The organism is Colwellia sp. BRX8-7 (assembly GCF_014077275.1).
Taxonomy (GTDB): Bacteria; Pseudomonadota; Gammaproteobacteria; order Enterobacterales; family Alteromonadaceae; genus Colwellia_A.
In genome coordinates, this window is record NZ_JACGVP010000146.1 from 1 (window position 1) to 233 (window position 233).

Sequence of the window (233 nt, forward strand, 5' to 3'; positions counted from 1 at the left end):
TTGGCTATAACGGTTTTTATCACCTCACCAATGCTTATCGCAGATTAACACGTCCTTCATCGCCTCTAACTGCCAAGGCATCCACCACATACGCTTAGTCACTTAACCATACAACCCTAAGTAGTTTCTAACGAAACTAACAAAAACATGCGGAGACTAATCCGTACATTTTTAGTTATGATTGTAAGTCTGACATTTTCACGCACAAATAAATGTGTCTTGAATAAGATGTT

General features: G+C 38.2%; 1 rRNA gene. It reads right to left on the reverse strand.

What is annotated here, in order from left to right:
* A 23S ribosomal RNA gene (locus H4J57_RS19735) occupies positions 1-108 on the reverse strand; the annotation flags it as partial.
* Positions 109-233: the final 125 nt, after the last annotated feature.